10 protein-coding genes are annotated in these 17101 nt (G+C 58.1%); 6 read left to right on the top strand and 4 right to left on the bottom strand.

What is annotated here, in order from left to right; all coding sequences use genetic code 11:
* The first annotated feature begins 54 nt into the window (after positions 1-54).
* The 5 genes from KJQ96_RS32280 to KJQ96_RS32260 all read left to right on the top strand — a co-directional run bounded on the left by KJQ96_RS32280 (position 55) and on the right by KJQ96_RS32260 (position 10485).
* Positions 55-759, top strand: coding sequence for a 4'-phosphopantetheinyl transferase superfamily protein (locus KJQ96_RS32280; protein ID WP_213290394.1), 705 nt, complete (start codon positions 55-57; stop codon positions 757-759).
* Positions 760-797: 38 nt separating this feature from the next.
* Positions 798-1784, top strand: coding sequence for an LLM class flavin-dependent oxidoreductase (locus tag KJQ96_RS32275; protein WP_213290393.1), 987 nt, complete (start codon positions 798-800; stop codon positions 1782-1784).
* Between the two features lie 187 nt (positions 1785-1971).
* Positions 1972-3579 carry an NAD(P)-binding domain-containing protein gene (locus tag KJQ96_RS32270; protein ID WP_213290392.1) on the top strand — a complete coding sequence of 536 codons (1608 nt, stop codon included), beginning with the start codon at positions 1972-1974 and terminating at the stop codon, positions 3577-3579.
* A gap of 42 nt (positions 3580-3621) precedes the next feature.
* Complete coding sequence (locus KJQ96_RS32265; protein WP_213290391.1) at positions 3622-10092, top strand: non-ribosomal peptide synthetase; 6471 nt, start codon at positions 3622-3624, stop codon at positions 10090-10092.
* Between the two features lie 204 nt (positions 10093-10296).
* Entirely contained in the window at positions 10297-10485 is a 189-nt protein-coding gene (locus KJQ96_RS32260) for a hypothetical protein (RefSeq protein ID WP_213290390.1), read from the top strand.
* A 150-nt stretch (positions 10486-10635) separates the two neighbouring features.
* On the opposite strand, the gene KJQ96_RS32255 is transcribed toward KJQ96_RS32260, so the two are convergent.
* Positions 10636-14028 (bottom strand): AAA family ATPase, encoded by a 3393-nt coding sequence (locus KJQ96_RS32255; protein WP_213290389.1) that lies wholly within the window; start codon positions 14026-14028, stop codon positions 10636-10638.
* A gap of 916 nt (positions 14029-14944) precedes the next feature.
* Here KJQ96_RS32255 and KJQ96_RS32250 point away from each other — a divergent pair.
* Complete coding sequence (locus KJQ96_RS32250) at positions 14945-16285, top strand: ABC transporter substrate-binding protein (protein WP_213290388.1); 1341 nt, start codon at positions 14945-14947, stop codon at positions 16283-16285.
* A 191-nt stretch (positions 16286-16476) separates the two neighbouring features.
* Here the strand turns inward: KJQ96_RS32250 and KJQ96_RS42230 are convergent, their stop codons facing one another.
* Genes KJQ96_RS42230 through KJQ96_RS41490 form a run of 3 tightly spaced genes read right to left on the bottom strand, consistent with a single transcriptional unit; the run spans position 16477 to position 17095 of the window.
* Positions 16477-16596 (bottom strand): DUF3734 domain-containing protein, encoded by a 120-nt coding sequence (locus tag KJQ96_RS42230; RefSeq protein WP_213290387.1) that lies wholly within the window; start codon positions 16594-16596, stop codon positions 16477-16479.
* On the bottom strand, positions 16583-16714 hold the full coding sequence (locus KJQ96_RS42225) for a hypothetical protein (protein ID WP_213290386.1): 132 nt from the start codon (positions 16712-16714) through the stop codon (positions 16583-16585). The genes KJQ96_RS42230 and KJQ96_RS42225 overlap by 14 nt, the downstream gene beginning before the upstream one ends.
* A 21-nt stretch (positions 16715-16735) precedes the next feature.
* A complete protein-coding gene (locus tag KJQ96_RS41490; RefSeq protein WP_256441694.1) occupies positions 16736-17095 on the bottom strand; it encodes a patatin-like phospholipase family protein in 360 nt (119 codons plus the stop codon).
* Positions 17096-17101: the final 6 nt, after the last annotated feature.

The raw sequence follows: 17101 nt of genomic DNA, 5'->3' as shown, positions 1-17101 counted from the left end.
TTGACGCGCGACCCACAGGACGGATTCCTAGTGAACCTACTTAAGAGGTACCACTTGCGAAGTACAGGCCTGAAGATCTGGACGGTAAATCTGGATTGCTCAAGCGGCGATTTAAGCCTGCTTTCGACGAGTGAGCGCGTGCGAGCCGATCGCCTGAAGCGGCCACAGGATCGCGACCGGTCATTGCGCGCACATTGTGCGCTTCGACACATACTTGCCCTTCAGCTCGGATGCGATCCACGGCACATCGAGTTTGATACGACCGCGGCCGGAAAGCCAATGCTTGCCAGACCGGCTCAAGGCCTTCAATTTAATCTCTCCCATTCCGGCCGCCACGGCTTGATCGCAGCAGCCAAAGATCGATGCGTCGGCGTGGATATTGAAGTGCGGCGGCCGATCACTGATCCCTTGGGAGTTACGCTCCAAATTGCGACGCCCCGCGAGGCCAGACTGCTGAAGCAGCTGCCGACCAGCCAAGTCCTTTCCAGCTTCTTTGACCTTTGGACGCGGAAGGAGGCCGTACTCAAGGCATTGGGCCGAGGGCTTTTTATCGATCCACGCGAGGTAGAGGTCGGACCTGAACCCGGCCGCAGCATCGTCAAGTTCGACGAACGAACTTGGACAGTAGAATCCCTGGCGATCAGTTCAGGCGTGGCAGCAGCAGCAGCGATCGAAGGCGAGCTTGACATCCCCCTTGTCGTAAGCTCGCATGAGTCAAAGTGTTCGGGCGTCGATGCTCGACTGAGCTCATCGCCCTGACTTTTTGGAATTCATAACGCGACCCAGGATCGGTGGAAATGGGCAAGACCAAGCTTCGCGTATTTCCTGCTATATCGCGTAATATTGATTCTGCCAGATACATCGATGAGCTGATGCGCGCTGCACGTTTCAGCGATCGCAATGGATTGGCTGGCATTCTGTTGTTCGCGGGAAACGACACGCTTGTTGAGCCATGGTCTATTGCCCAGCATCTTCTGGCGCACACGGCAGAATGCTCGCCGCTGATTGCCGTGAATCCGATCTATATGCACCCATTCACGGCGGCCAAGTTCGTTTCGTCATTCGCACTGCTCTACAACCGGAAGATCTATCTCAATACGATCACCGGCACCGCGGCGAGCGATCTCCATGGGCTTGGCGACGAGCAGCTCTCCCACCATGACAGATATACAAGGCTGGGCGAATTCATACACATTGTGCGTCAACTGTTGGCCAGCACCAGGCCCGTGAATTTCAACGGAAAATTTTACACGACGAACAATTTGCAGCTGCGCCCGGGCTTGCCGCCGGCGCTGATGCCGGAGTTTCTGATCGCGGGCCAATCCGATGACGCCCATCGAGTAGCGAAGCAGATGGGGTGCTTGATGATGCAGATGCTTCCGCCAAACCTTGAGGAAGGAATAAATGGTCCCGGTGTAAATTTCGGGATTTTTGCAAGAGAGAACCGTGATGAAGCGAGGCGGGAGGCGAAGCTGTTCTTTCAAGACAGTGCCGAGAAACGCGAGTTGCTAAAATATACGATGGAGAATACCGACTCGGTTTGGAAACGACGACTCAAGGATGCCGGGCAAAACGACGAACTTCATGAGAACGGTTATTGGCTTCTTCCCTTTTTGACGTTTCAAGCGGATTGTCCGTACCTTGTGGGCAGTTATGCGGAGATCGGAGCGAAATTGCGTCGCTTCGTGGAAATGAACGTCAGCACGATCATTCTGGATGTGGTCGCGGACGAGCGCGAGCTTGACCATGTCGGCAAAGCCCTTGCATCCAGCGGGTTATTCTGATGCATTTTAAATGCGGTGCACGGGAATGTATCGGAAATTGTCGGCATCCGGCGATTGGCTGAAGCCTGCGCACGACGGCTTTGAAAAGGCAATGCACGACGGAATTTGAACGGCTCGACAGCGCCTGATACCGCCTTGGCTGATCGAGCATGGCCGCCATTTGCGGCCTTGTAGCGGGGGCATGTACATGAGGGTTACCCAGCTCTCGGATCGGGTGCGGCGCGAACTGACGTATCTAAGCTATCCCCCTCGAGAGTGGACTGTGCCACACTCTAAGGACGGTGTTCCGGTCCTGGATGTGCTGATTGTCGGCGGTGGTCAAAGCGGACTTGCGACCGCGTTCGGTCTGAAGCTTGAGCGGATAACCAATATCAGAGTTATCGACCGGAGTCCGCGGGGGCTCGAAGGGCCCTGGCGCCGATTTGCCCGCATGAAGGAGTTGCGGACTCCAAAGGAAGTGACTGGCATCGATTTCGGCATCCCAAGTCTCACGGCTCGCGCGTGGTATGAGGCGAAATTCGGCCGCCGGGCATGGGAGCGCATCGACAGGATACCTCAGGAGATATGGCGCTCGTATCTCGATTGGTACCGCGACGTTCTCGACATAATCGTCGAAAACGAGGTTGAGCTAACGTCGATCGAGCCTGCCGGCGATTTCCTCTTGGCTCATCTCCGCCGTCCCGACCGGATCGAACGCGTCCATACGCGAAAGATCGTCCTCGCAACGGGTTTCGATGGCAGCGGAAGTTGGCGGGCTCCTCAACCTCTTGTCGCTGATCTCCCGGCGGAGCGTTATGCCCATTCGGCTGATGACATAGACTTCCATAGACTTGCGGGAAAGCGCGTTGGCGTACTCGGCGTTGGAGCTTCCGCCTTCGACAATGCGGCTAGCGCACTTGAAGCCGGCGCCGCTCGGGTCGACCTTTGCTTCCGTCGCTCAGACATTCCCCGGGTCAATCCCCTCATCTGGATGAACTTCGCGGGCATGTTCGGCCATTTTGGAGAATTGTCAGACCTGGAACGCTGGCGCTTCATGCGCCACATTCTGGAGGAGCTTCCGGTACCGCCAACTCAAGATACATTTTGGCGTTGCCGCAGATTTGAAAATTTCGCGTGGCATGCCGATTGCGCATGGAAATCGGTTCGTGACGGAGCAGGCGTCGCGACAGTCGAAACCAGCGCTGGCACCTTCGCATTTGACTTCATCATCTTTGCTACGGGCGTTGAGACAAACCTTTCGGCCCGCTCAGAGCTTGCCCCGATCCTTCACCAAATTGCCCTTTGGCGCGACCGATTCACGCCTCCACCCGGTGAGGAAAGTGATTTGCTCGCACGACACCCTTACCTTGGCGCAGCATTTGAATTCATGGAGCGGCGGCCCGGAAGCGCTCCTTTCCTCGGTCGACTGCACAATTTCACCTTCGGAGCTATGCCTAGTCTAGGTTTAACGGGAGCGGCTATTACTGGGATAAAGTATGGTGTGCGCCGGCTGGTGAACGGTTTGGCGCGGGACCTGTTTCGGGAGGATTCCGCCGCATATTATCAAGATCTTCTTACCTATGCGGTGCCCGAATTGGAAACGCTTGAAAGTGCGTACGCGTGGGTCAGCCGCCTCGGCTCCGAAGCACTCAGTTCCGACAAACTGATCGATCAGCTCGACCCAGCCATGCGCGCCGCGTTTCGCGGCGCACTCCAGTCGCGAAATTCAACCGATGAATCTGCCGCCACTATCCCCCGGCAACGCGTCCGTGCGCGATCGCCCGGAGACGGCTCAAAGGAGCAAAAACACAAGTGAAACGGCGCCAGCGCGCCAAGTGAAATTGAGAAAGGGACGGCGTTGTCAAAGGTTACAAAAGAGTTGCCGCGCCCGGACGCAGGCGAGGCCGGACAACACGTCTTTGCCTGCCTCGGAGATCTTCTCGCCCACTATGGACGAATATCGCCTAACCACCCTGCCATTCTAGCGCCCGGGAGCGAATCGCTGACATATGGCGCGCTCTGGGCCCGAACGACCGAAATTGTTCGTGAGTTGCGCGACCTGGGTATCGGTAGAAGTGACCGCGTAGCGGTCGTGTTACCTGGCGGAGCGGATGCTGCAGTGGCAACAATAGCGGTCGCCGCTGGCGCGGTTTGTGTGCCGCTTCACCCTGGCTTTGCCGCAGACGAATGGCGGCGCTATTTCGGCGATCTGCGGGTGGCGGCGCTCTTGACGCGCGCCGACGTGGATTCGGCGAGCCGCGGTGTCGCATATAGCCTCGGCATACCGGTCATTGATCTGTCGCAGCGATCCCGCGAGGTGCCCGGTGCATTCAGCCTTGTGTGCCCGGCGGCGCGACCTGCCGTCGTCGGCGAATTGGCAGCGGGCGCTGACGACGCGTTTATCCTATTGACCTCGGGCAGCACGGCGCAGCCGAAGCTGGTGCCTCTAAGCCAGGCCAGCGTCTGTCGGTCGGCTTATAATGCGGGCGCGGCCTTGGCGCTTGAATCCCAAGACCGATTGTTGAACGTTCTGCCGCTGGTTCACGCACATGGCCTCATCTCGGGACTGCTGACTGCGCTGGCAGCCGGGTCGAGTGTTGTATGCCCGCCCGCCTTCGATGCCGTGGCTTTCTTCGGCTGGCTGGCCAAGTTTCGACCCACTTGGTACACCGCAGTCCCGCCAATCCATCGAGCGCTGATATCGGCAGCACGCCGCCACAAGCGCGACGCCCGGCCGTCATCCCTGCGAGTTATCCGGTCCGCTTCTGCATCTTTGCCAACCGACATGCTCGACGAGCTGGAGGGGCTTTTTGGCGTTCCCGTAATCGAGACCTACGGCATGACGGAAGCTGCGAGCCAGATTGCCGCGAACCCTCTCGAACGACGGAAGCCCGGATCCGTTGGCAAGCCCACCGGGGTCGAGATCGTCGTCATGGACGGCGAGGGCCGACAATTACCCGCCGGCGAACGTGGAGAGATCGCGCTAAGAGGTCCGACCATCACAAGGGGCTATGACAATAACGAGGTTGCTACAAAATCCGCTTTTCGGGGCGACTGGTTCCGAACCGGCGATCTCGGCTATATGGATGTCGAGGGATATCTGTTTCTGCTCGGTCGCATCAAGAAGGCGGATGTGATCAACCGCGGAGGGCAGAAGGTTTCACCTGCCGAGGTGGAAAGGGCATTGTTGAGCCACCCCGACGTAATCCAAGCCGTAGCTTTTCCCATTGCCCATACGCGACTTGGAGAAGACGTCGCTGTCGCTGTGGTACTGCGGGCGGAGGCCAAGATCAGCTCACTGCAGCTCCGGCGGTTCGCGAGCGAGCACCTTGCGCAGTTCAAGGTGCCCGGCCTGATCCGCATTGTGCCGACGATCCCGGCGGGCCCCGACGGCAAGGTCATTCGCGGTGAACTCGCCGCGATGCTTTCGATACCGACGCCGAGGTCGCGCGTAGAACGCAAAGCTCATTTGGCGGCCCCCCGCTCGGAGACTGAGTGGCAACTGGCCAAAATCTGGGCGGATCTCCTGGAGCTCAATGAGGTCGGGATCGATGAAGACGTCTTCGCGCTCGGGGCCGATTCCCTCACGGTGGCGCAGCTGCTTTCGCGTCTGAGGACACGCTTCGGGGTCGATTGCTCGTTCAGGGATGTTTTTGATGCGTCAACCGTTGCGTCTCTCGCAGCCCTCATCGAGCCATCGAAGAAGGAAGGCATCGCCCCCCCTGGCTTATGCGATATCAGGGCGGATAACTGCGGCCGGCTGTCACGCCAGCAACAAAGAATCTACGTCCTTAGCGGGATAGATAGGGTCGGACACAAGTTTCACGTTGTGACCGGCATGCTTCTGTCCGGGCCGCTCGATCCTGACCTCCTTGAGGCGAGCGTCGCGACGATCAGTGAGCGCCATGAGGCATTGAGATCAATCTTCATGGAACGTCTGGGCGAGCCGATGCAAACGGTGACGACAGTTCGGCCGTGCCTGGAACGCTTTGACCTCCGACCGCTGCCCGAACCCAAGCGAGCCGCCGCGATGCAATCGCGGACATCGGAGTTGCTGCAGCAATCCTTCGACATTGAAAGGGAGCCGCCCATACGGGCGCAGCTACTGAGACTTGACGAACATGACTATGCCCTGCTGATCAAGCTTCATCATCTGATCACAGACGGGTGGTCGCAGCGGCTATTCCTTGAAGAACTCGAGGTACTTTATAACGCCGGATCAAAAGGGATACCTGCCAAACTTCCCGAGATTCCATTCCAATACCGACATTTCGTTGAATGGCAGCGCGCGTGGCTGCGAACGCCCGCCGCCGAAGCCCAGTTGAACTACTGGCGTGGGCGCCTCGAAGGGTTGACTGAACTCCCGCTGCGAACGGACCGGCCCCGTCCAAAGACGTGGACCGGGCGCGGCGCCAGGCTGCCGCTGACGTTGTCGCGGACTTTGTCCGGCGGCATCAAGTCGTTGAGCCGAACCCACAATGCTACCTTGTTCATGACACTGCTCGCCGCGTTTCAATGCCTCCTCTGCCGGTACACGGAGCACGACGACATCGCGGTTGGGTCGCTGATTGCCAATCGCAATCAGATCGAAATTGAGCGACTTATCGGGATGTTTGCCAATGCCGTGGTTCTTCGTACCGACCTATCCGGCGACCCCACATTCAGCGAGGTGTTGCGGCGTGTTCGGCAGGTGACGCTGGATGCTTATCGAAACCAGGAACTCCCGATCGAAGAGATTCTGCAGGCACTCCGTGTGCCCCGCAGCTTGGATCGCAATCCTTTGTTTCGGGTGATGTTCGTTCTGCAAAAGGCATCTTCGACACGCTTGGCTCTCCATGGACTGTCTGCCCACTCCATCAACGCGGACCCTGGCATCGCGCGGTCCGACCTGTTGCTCGAACTCGTCGATGAGGATGGGCTTCTGAGTGGCTGGCTCGAATACAGCACCGAACTTTTTGAGGCTGATACGATCAAGCGAATGGCAGCGCATTTCCGCACGCTGCTGGAGTCAATTCTCGCAAATCCCGAGCAACGGATCTCTGATCTGCCACTCTTGCCGGCGGCAGAACGCAAGCAAGTTGTCGTAGATTGGAATCGGACCGAGACTGGGCTTCACCCGCTTAGCACTTTCTCCGAACGTTTCGACATGCAGGTCGAGCGCACCCCCAACGCCGAAGCGGTGTCGATCGGGCGGGTTCGGCTCAGCTACCGCGAGCTCGCAAGCCGAGCCTACGCCATTGCCAATCGGCTTTGTCGCGAGAATGTCCGCCCTGATGAAGTGGTTGTCTTGTTTACCGAGCGCGGCATTGATTTCTTGGCTGCAATGATAGCGGTGCTGCGGGCGGGAGGTGCATTTCTTCCGCTCGATCCGACGATGCCCGCGGCAAGGCTGGCACAGATCATCCGACACAGCGGCGCACGCATTGTGCTGACCACGCAAGACTGTACGCCTGCGCTGCAACTGATGCTGTCAGGGTTGCGGCGCGGAGAGCGCCCTCGAGTTCTGATTATTGAAAGGCTCACTGCGGCAATCTCCCGAGATTCCATGACTGCGCTCCGCCGAGCGCCCTCGAGTTTGGCGTGCGTTATCTATACTTCCGGTTCGACGGGCGCTCCAAAAGGAGCCATGATTGAGCAGCGGGGCATGTTCAACCACCTCCTTTCCAAGATCGCCGACCTCGAATTGTCGGCTTTCGACGTGGTCGCTCAAACATCGCCCCAGAGCTTTGTCATTGCCATCTGGCAGTTTCTTGCAGCTCTCATGGTAGGCGCACGCGTCCATATCTGTTCGGACGAAGAGACGCGGGACCCCGCGCTCCTCATGCAGGAGATATCACGCGAGGGGGTAACTGCCCTTGAAATCGTGCCAGCGTTGCTGCGCGAAATCCTTCAACCGTCTCCAAGTGGGGCCACCCTTCGTGCGTTAAGCCGAATTCGATCGCTGATTTCTACAGGCGAATCCCTCCCTCCAGATCTCTGTCATGACTGGTTTCGGCACTTTCCAGCCGTGCCAATCATCAACGCGTACGGAGCGACCGAGACCTCTGACGACGTGGCAACGCATCGCCTCACGGCACCGCCGACTTCAACGGCGACCGTGCCAATCGGTCGCGCCATAGCCAACGTACGCCTCTATGTGTTGGATTCCCACTTGCAGCCGGTGCCAATCGGCGTTGCAGGTGAACTGTATGTAGGCGGCATCGGCGTGGCTCGCGGTTACCTCAACGACCGGAAACAGACCCGCCGCAGATTCTTGCGCGATCCTTTTTCGAAGCGCCGCGGGGCACGGCTGTACCAGACGGGAGATTTAGCGCGCTGGCGCTCCGACGGCATATTGGAGTGCCTGGGCCGGATCGATCATCAGGTGAAGATCCGTGGCTGCAGGATCGAGCTGGAGGAAATCGAGCATGTTCTAATGGAACACCCGGGAGTCCGATCTGCAGTGGTCATGGCGCGAGACAGCATGGGCAGCGAGACGCAACTTATCGCCTACATTGTTGCTGCGCCCGGTGATCGGCCGGAGGCAGTTGAGCTTCGCGATTTTCTTAGGACCAGACTTCCGGCGCACATGGTTCCCACAGGTTACGTCTTCCCCGATCACCTGCCGTTGACGGCTAACGGCAAGCTCGACCGGCGCGCCCTGGCGGGGTTCGGCTCGGGGCTCGGAGTGACGGCCGGTAACTTTGTGGCGCCACGAAGCGCTACCGAGAAGGCCCTAGCCGGCATATGGGCGGAATTGCTTGAAGTCGATCAGGTCGGCATTTTTAGCAACTTCTTCGATTTGGGCGGCCATTCGCTTCTGGCCGGACGGGTTCTGGCGCGGGTCGCAAGTGTCTTTCAGGTTTCGTTGCCTATCCGAGCGATTTTCGAAGCAAGTACAGTTGAGGCTTTGGCCCAGCGGATTGACAAGGCACAAGCAACGCAGTCAACAGAGCCACGGCTCGAGATTGCGCGCGTGGAAAGCAATGTTCATCAGACGATCTCCATCCTGCAGGAGCGAATGCTTCAGATCGAGCGAGAATTGCCGGGTCTGCCGCAGTTCAATTTACCCTTTGCCTATCGGCTGCAGGGGCCGCTCAACGTCCCGGCGCTTGAACGGAGTCTGGTTGAGGTTGTCCGTCGGCACGATTCGTTACGCGCGGGCTTCAGCTGGGCAGGCGAGCGGCCCGTTCCCTTCATCATTCCAACATCCAACGTCGCTTCACCCCTCGGCATTGAAGATCTTGGGGTAGGAATATCTGCCGGAAACAAGCGCGCCAAAGCGCTCGTGCTCAAGAAGGCGGAGCTGCGGGCCGCGCAAGAAGCCTGGACACCCTTCGACGTCGAGCGTGCGCCGTTATTCCGTACGCGCCTCTTGCGGCTCGGGCCGGACGACCACGTCTTGCTGCTAATCCTGCATCACATCATCGTCGACGGCTGGTCCATCGGGATCTTCTTTGAGGAGGTCGCCGAGGTCTATACCGCTTTTGCGGCCGGTCAAAATGTGCAGTTGCCGGCGCAAGCGTTTCAGTTTTCCGACTTCGCTGACTGGCAGCGCCGGTGGTGTACTAGCGAGTCAGCGACCCGGCAGTTCGCCTATTGGAAGGACTACTTGCGCGAGACCTCACCTGTTTTCCCCACAGACGTTAGCGCTGCAGGCGCGCTGCTGACCGCACCCATTGCCCATGAACCGTTTCATTTATCGAATGACTTGGTTGTTCGTCTGAGCGCTCTAGGCCGCAGCCAGGGCGGGACCCTTTTCATGACGTTGCTGGCGGGTTTCAAGGCTATGCTGTTGGCTCGAACGGGACGCGGTGACATTTGCATCGCCACTACAATGGCCAACCGCACGCAGCAGTGGACAGAACGAGTTATCGGGCCAATGGAGAACACCACGATCATCCGAACTCGAATAGATTCGAATCTGTCATTTCGCGAAGCGCTGCGCCGCGTGCGGGATTCTGTCCTGGAGAGCTATGCAAGGCAGGAGTTGCCTTTCGAGATTCTCACCGCGAGGCTAGCGGAAGAAGACGACGTGGACCCAGCAACGCTTATTCAAGTGTTTTTCGTCCTTCAGGACGCGATTCGTCGACCACTTGAGCTGCCCGACATAGTGGCCCAATCATTCGGAAGCGCTCACAGGGAAGGGCGGCCGGTCCTGCCGATCAATCGCGCTTGGCTTACCTTGATGCTCGAGGAGAAACCCTCGGGCATTGCCGGCTCTTGCACCTACAAAGTCGACCTGTTCGAGGCGAACACTTTCCAGAACTGGATCGCGGAATACGAAGCGATCCTGACTAAAGCCGTCGCAAACCCTGAGAGGTCGCTTGGCCAGTTGACGGATCGTTGAGCGATGAGGTCGAAGCTGATCGCAAGGAGCAAGAAACGTATATCATGCCAATACCGTGCCCCGATCCGCGAGGTGGAGGCTTATGCCCAACTACAGATGATCTGACTTAGCGAAGGCGTTTGACTACAACTTCCCGATCATAGACAATAGGTTCGCTAATTTTTTGCCATTTTTCATATCCGGACAACCACAAGGTATAAAGCAATGGGTGCAACAGATGCCGTGAATGTGGTCGAAGAAGGCCTGACTGACGAGCAAAGGGCCGAACTCGCGATAATTCTTCAGAAGCGAAAAGAGGAGCTTCAAAAGGCGTTGGCCGATGTCGAAACAGCCATCAAAACGCTGCAGCGCAAGAGATATCGTCGGCAGAAACATGATGACGACGCAAACTGAGTCACATAGCGAAGACGGCCAATCTCCGAATACCGAGGGTTGATCTGACCGGCGCAACCCCAGCGTATCGTGTGCGGTCTCAAATGTTCAACCAGGGGCTTTGGTTCTTAGGTCCCCTGAGGCTTATGCGTGAATGAGGCTGGCATTATTCTAGCCGTTGCCTCGGTCGTTTGGATTGCGTGCCTGCCAAGTCCCCAGCTTGTCCAAGAGGACCTTGGCATCTTTCAGATCTGGCGTGTCGAAACCCTCGACGAACCAGGTGTAAACTGGCTGCAGAAGAGAATTGGCCTCAACGTATCTACCGTCGTCGTGCCAATGCCTTGCGAGGTCGATGGCGGCGCGCAACTCCCACCAACGGGCCTGCTGCTGCCGCGCAATCGTCAATGCCTGCTGCAGGTCAGCTTCCGCCTCACCTTTCTTGCCCAAGCTCAGGAGAATCTTTCCGCGCAGACGATACAATTCGGCTTCGAAAAACTTTTCGCTTGTTGCTTCGGCGATTTGAACTGCTTCGTCCAGCAAACCAAGGCCAACTTCAGGCTGGCCGAGGCTCGCATGAGCAGAAGCGATATGGCCCAGATAAAGGGTCCGACGATTCCGTTCAGAGTTGCCTTCGGCTGCCGCCAGAGCCCTTCGCATCAGTTCGATCCCAAGTTGGGGATCACCGGCTTGGGCTAACAAGCACCCTCGAAAGAAACGCGCCCTTTGTTCGCAAACTGCAAATTCGTTATCGACGCTGATGGCTATCGCTTCATCAGCGTTGGCTAACGCGCGCCGTGGATCACCACCTATCGTGCCAAGGACAGCCATATTGCCAAATGCTAAGGCGGTCGTGAAAGCGAGTCCTATCGCTCGGGCACGACCCTCGGCTTTTTCCGCTGCAGCGGCAGACTGCTCCGGATAGCCGAGGAACAAGAGTGTTGATGCGAGAAACGATAGGGAATTAACTTGGTCGTCCACGCCGAAACTGCGATAAGTCGCAATCGTCTCTGGATTGGTCGCGCAGAGTGCAAGCGTCCGCTCTAGATGAGCGCGCGCATCAACGAAAACGCCCATAAAATGCAATGTCTGACCCATGAACCGGTTAGCAAGCGCCGATACTCCAGGATGCTTATGATCTGCAGCTAGGGCCAGGCATTGCTGAGCATCTTCGAGCGCCGCGGTATATTCTGCCCGCATGCTGTGAGCCAAGTAGGTACCCCAGAGGATCGTCATCTGTTCCTTCAAAGTGCCACCGCCGCCCAGCAGCTCGCGAGTGTGTGAGAATACCCTTGACGTTTCGTGCGCGGCATCGCCTTCGGTTGCCGCCACTGCCGGTCCGAGGGCCAGGTAAAAATCCAGTTCTTTGCGAACGCGTTCGGGCGACTGTGCTAGCTCCCGAGTAAGCTCTATACCCCGTCTGAGATGTTTGACGGCTTCAGCGTTTGCTGAGCGGCTGAGTGCGCGATTTCCTGCCTTGAGCCAGTAGTTGGTGGCGAGGTCAACAATGCCTGCTTCAGTGAAATGGCGCGCCAAGATTTCCGGCTCGCCCGCTACCACATCGGGAAACCTCTCCTCTAATGTGCGCGCAATTTGGCCGTGCAATTGGTACCGCCGGCTCTTAAGCAGACTCTCATAGGCCGCATCTCGCACTAGCGCGTGTTTGAAGCTGTAGACGGCTTCCGGCGGCTCGCCTTGGCGGTACACGAGTTCCGCCTGCTCGAGTTGGGTTAGTGCGTTTTTCAATGTGATCTCGTCGCGTGCGACCACAGCACGGATCAACGAATAGGAGAACTCACGCCCGATGGCGGCGCCAACTTGGGCGATCTCCTTTACCGAGTGCAGTCGGTCAAGTCGCGCCATTAAGGAGTCTTGAAGGGTCTCCGGGATGGCCAGAGGCGGAAGGGGCCCATCGAGCCGATAGCCATCAGCCTGCTTGACCAGGATGCCCGCTTCCAGAACAGTCTTGGTAAGTTCCTCGACGAACAGCGGATTTCCATCAGTCTTGGCGACGATCTGTTTCATCACCTCGGTGGGCAGCGCGCGCCCGCTGGCCACCTGCGTAACTATAGTTTCAACGTTCTCACGGTCGAGCCGGCCGAGCGTCAAGGTGCCGACATTGGCGAGACCAGCCCAGGGCGGTTCGAACTCCGGCCGAAAGGTGACCAGTGCAAGGATCGGCAGTTGGCGTACCCGCTCGACTATGAGATCGAGTAGTTCCAGGGAGGTGTCGTCAGCCCATTGCGCGTCTTCTATCAGCAACAGTATTGGTTGTTGGCGCGCATGACTCTCGAACTGATCGAGCAGCGCCGCGAGGGTCCGCCGGCGCTGCTGCGCCGGGCTAAACACCAGTTGGGGATACCGGTCGCCCAACGGGATCGATAGCAGTGCGGCAAAAAGCGGCGCGACGGCCTGAACCTGTGTTGTGCCTAACGCGAGTAGCGCTTCCAGCTTGTCGAGTCGTATCCCGGGCGTATCGTCTGCTTTGAACCCCGCCGCTCGTTCCAACTGGTTGATGACTGGATGAAGCGCGCTGTTGGCATGGTACGATGAGCATTGGTAACGAAATTGCGTGTGCGGTTGCCCGGCGACGCGTTCGGCGAGAGCGGCTGCAAGACGGGACTTGCCGATTCCCGCCTCGCCTGAAATCAAAATGATTTGTCCTTCACCCTTCCAGGCCAAGCGTTGACGTTCGAGCAGGAAATCCATCTCGGCCTCACGACCGATGAGATCAGCCAAACCGGCCGGGCGGACCGCCTTGAAGCGGCTCTCGGAGGCGGACAGGCCCTCGACCGCCCACGCCCTGACTGGTTCGGCAATACCCTTGAGCTCGTGCTGGCCAAGATCGCGCAGAAGGAAATGATCGCCAAGCAGCCGGCGCGTGGATTCGGCGACGACGACCGTATTCGGCTCGACCAACGTCTGCAGGCGAGCTGCAAGGTTCGGGGCGTCCCCGACCACAGCATGCTCCTGCAAGTTGCCCTCGCCGCCGCGGTCGCCGACCACCACTATGCCGGTGGCGATGCCAATGCGGACCGAGAGAGGTTCTCCAGCGCGCGTTTCGAGCCGCGCAACAGCGGCAATGATATCAAGCCCAGTTCGTACGGTTCGCTCGGCATCGTCCTCGTGCGCGCGGGGATAGCCAAAATAGGCCAATATTCCGTCTCCCCGAAAATCGGCAAGGAAACCGTCATAGGACAGCGTGATACGGGCACAGGCGGCGTGGTAGGCATCGATCACCGCGCCCATGTCCTCCGGATCAAGTCTAGCCGTTAGGGCTGTCGAACCGACCAGATCGCAGATCATCACGGTGAGGTGACGGCGTTCAGCACCTTGCCCGTTTTGTGCATTTTCACCAATATCCGTCCCGGTGACTGCGCGCGGAGAGCCCGCGCCCAGCACGCTGATCGCTCTCATAAGGCGCTTCCTGTCGCCTAGCGGGATCCCCATCTTTTCGAGATCGACCTCTGTCAGTTCTGACAGTATGTCGCTGTCGATGGCGTTCGCGACGAATGCTGTTTCGTATCGTCCCAATCCTAGGTTTCGCAGCCAGCTGCCAACGTCCATGGTAGCGCCCTAGTTTGTTACATGGCGTCAAGTTTACTCGCTACGGCCACAGGCCGGTATCCTGAGTATTTCCTGTCTTGATAGTGTTCGTAGGTTGAATGAGAATTGTCAACGTAGGGCTGGCCATGGCTGATCCGCATGCGGTCCAGAACAAGGTAAGCCGGTTTGGTTTTGTTGCCTAGATCACCTCAGTGTGGTGCAAGGCCTAAGGATGTCCGCTTCTGCCCGGATTTTGTTGCGGAGGTCGGTTGAGGCTGGCGTGAGTCCGTTGAGCGAATTTCGGCCATAACGATAGGCCCAGTGGCCCGATCGGAGGCAACCCATTTTTGCAACAAAATCGCCCGCATTACGAATCTTCAGCCGGGCCAATACAAGTGCTGCGGAATTTGCACCACAGCAAAATCTATCTCTATTCGGTCACCTCGTCGGTGAGCTGTTGCGCGCGACAGATGACTGTAGCCCATGCCGGACGTTGCACTCGCCGCAGGAGTTACTGTCGCACTCGCCGACTTGATGGCCGCAATGCGCGATGGCACGCACTCACGAGTAGTTGGTTTATGAATTCTAGACGAACTTGCCGCGTTCGAGGGATCCCCTGGGGCTCTTCTTCGGAAAGCGCGCGCAGCACCCTATTTCGGGAGCGCGAACTTCGTGATATCCTTGGATTGCGGCGTGGTGCCAAAACTGCAGACAATTGTGTTTAAGGCAGGAGGTGGGCTAAGCGCCCTGCTTGAAGTTTCCACACGCAACTTAAGTCCTAGACGCCGGCTCAACCTATTTCTCGACAGACGCCCAGCGATTCTGTGCGGATCGTCAGATCAAATCACCGCAGTGGTTTCTGGCCTGACTAGTAGATAGAGACCAAAGACCCACAGCAACATCTTGGCCACCGATTGGCTGATCATGGAGGAATGCCATGTCTCAGAGGAAGTTTTCTCGACGTCAATTTGTGGCTGCCACCGCCCTGTCATCTGTGGCGCTCATCACCGCGCCCTACATTCGTGGCGCCTACGCGGCCGGCAAACTCTCGATCGGTTTTTGGGATCACTGGGTCCCCGGCGCCAGCAAGACCAGTACTGATCTGATCAATGAGTGGGCCGAGAAGGAGAGGGTTGAAGTTCAGATCGACTATATCACGACCCAAGGCAACAAGCTCCTCGTGACCATCGTCGCTCAAGCGCAAGCGAAGTCTGGCCACGACGTGCTTGCAATGACGACGTGGTGGCCGCACGCGCAGGCCGATCTGCTTGAGCCCATGAACGATGTCGTCGAGCCGCTCATCAAGCTAAACGGTGAAGTCAATGGCGCCGTCAAATACCTTGGCAAGGCAGGAGACAAATGGCTAGCTGTTCCCGCCTGTATCGGCAGCCAGATCAGAGGTCCCTGCTCCCGCATCGACCTGATGAAAAAGTACGCCAATGTCGACGTTCAGGAGATGTATCCGATCGGGGCACCGCCCAAAGCGGAAAATTGGACGACGGACACCTTCCTGAAAGCGGCAGAGACCTGCCATAAGGGAGGTCTTCCCTTCGGCATCGGTCTCGGTCAAACTAGCGACTCCGTCGATACGGTCGGCGCGTTCTTCCAGGCCTTTGGGGCCGAGGTCGTCGATGCCAAAGGCAACGTCGTTGTGAAGAATGACAACGTCCGGCAGGTTCTCGAATATTACAGAAAGCTGATGGTATTCCTACCGCCGGATGTGCCGGCATGGGACGATGCCTCCAACAACAAATGGCTGATCTCGGGCAAGGGCGCACTAATCATGAACCCGCCGAGCGCATGGGCCGTTGCCAAACGGGATGCGCCGGAGGTCGCGAAGCAATGCTGGACCCACGGCTTCCCGGCGGGCCCGAAGGGCCGCTTTGCACCCTACCTTCCGTTTTTCTGGAGCGTCTGGAATTTCTCCAAGAACAAGGAAGCGGCAAAGAGCCTGCTTACGCATCTGTCGCAACCGGCGTCGATCGAAAGACTGGTGGCTGCGAGCGACGGCTACGACTTGCCGGCGTTCCAGAAGCTGACCACCCTGAAGACATGGGCCGAGGCAGGACCGCCGAAGGGCACCCTCTTCCATTATCCAAATCCGTACAATCACCAGACGCTATCGATCTCGGCATCGCCCGCTCCGCCGAAGATTGCCCAACAGATTTATACGCAGGCGATCCTGACGAAGATGTGCGTGCGTTTCTATCAAGGCGAAGCCATGGAGAAGACTCTCGCTTGGGCGGAAGGCGAACTCGAAGGCTTCATCCGGAGTTGAGGCAATGGATTCACGCGACATCCACGCAATCTGACGCGCGATTCCGCTGTCGAGGTCCGCTTTTGGAACTGTTGGAACGAGACGTCTCGCAACGAAATCACCACCGCGCCGGCGTCATCGATCCTTCCCGCGAACGTCGAATGTACGCGCTCCGAGCTCCGGCGGCATCGGCTCCAGCCACGGCGCAGCCATTATCGTTTCCTGCGCATCGGAGAGACCCCGCGCGTTTCCATCGTCGGGCAGTCGAATTCGTAGTCCTTTGATTGTCCCAGCGCGTGCTCCGGACGGTAAATCAATTCAACGATGTCCATGGTAGTCACGCAACGGAATTCGTCGAGCAAGGCGAACTTCCGGGCCGCGCTTCAGATTCTCGGGGAGTCTCTCCCAAAGCATGTTGATGCTGTGGCGCAGATCGTGCAGTCGCCGCAATGTATCCGTGCCCGCCCGCGTTCAGCTGGAATAGCGGATGTCCTTGTCCCGCTCGGTAACCTCATTCAAATTCCCGGGCAAGGCGCCGCGGGCCGGGAAAAGGTCCACCTGGAAGATGAGATGACTACGACGCGGGTAATACTCGATCACATATTGCAGCGGCGTATTGGATACCAGGCCGCCGTCCCAATAGTGCTCTCCGTCGATTTCAACGGAGGGAAAGCCTGGCGGCAGAGCGCCGCTCGCGAGAACGTGCTCCGGTCTTATCTCAGTCTCCGCATTTTCGAAGTACGCGAAATTTCCTGTCCTGACGTTTACGGCTCCGACACTGAAGCGAATTTCTCTGGAATTAATGCGGTCGAAATCGACGAGCCGCTCCAATGTGGA

This window comes from Bradyrhizobium sp. sGM-13, from assembly GCF_018398875.1.
GTDB lineage: Bacteria > Pseudomonadota > Alphaproteobacteria > Rhizobiales > Xanthobacteraceae > Bradyrhizobium.
This window is presented reverse-complemented; position numbering and strand designations above follow the sequence as displayed.